The following is a 525-nucleotide window of genomic DNA, read 5'->3' as shown; positions in this document are numbered from 1 at the left end:
CGTTAAAGCCATAGGACAACCAGGACTTCATTCTCGCACTCCGTCGTTGGTGGGATTAAACCCTGTTTGCCAATTTAGGTCAATCAAAAAGCTACATAATTAAGCTATTTTATTATTATTTCTACGAGGGCTGAGCTGCGGTCCGCCATCTGCATTGCGCTTCAGCCGCGCGGCGACGCTGCAACCTTGGCGGAAGCATGCTGTCCCACCTGCTCGCCAAAGTTCTCGAAGAACTCCATGGCCAATTTCCTGCTGGTGGAATCAATGAGCCGCGCACCGAGTTGCGCGAGCTTGCCGCCAATCTGAGCATCGACCTCATAAGAGAGCGTCGTGCCACCATTGACGGGTGTCAGACGAACCCGCGCGCTGCCCTTCGCAAAGCCGGCAATGCCGCCACTGCCCGTGCCGGAGATCGTGTAGCCGAAAGGCGGGTCGAGATCCGTCAGTTCGACATCGCCTTTGAATTTGGCGCTGACCGGACCGAGCTTCACGGACACGACGGCGTTGAACGACGTATCCGACGTG

At 56.2% G+C, this 525-nt stretch carries 1 protein-coding gene; it reads right to left on the bottom strand.

All coding sequences use genetic code 11. The features are described from left to right. Positions 1-161: 161 nt before the first annotated feature. Positions 162-525 (bottom strand): CoxG family protein (locus ACXJ7R_RS36140; RefSeq protein WP_457155948.1); only part of this gene is annotated, 364 nt, incomplete at its 5' end.

It is taken from the genome of Mesorhizobium sp. P5_C1, assembly GCF_054049815.1.
The sequence above is the reverse complement of the archived record's forward strand: the minus strand, read 5'-3'. Positions and strand labels throughout refer to the sequence as shown.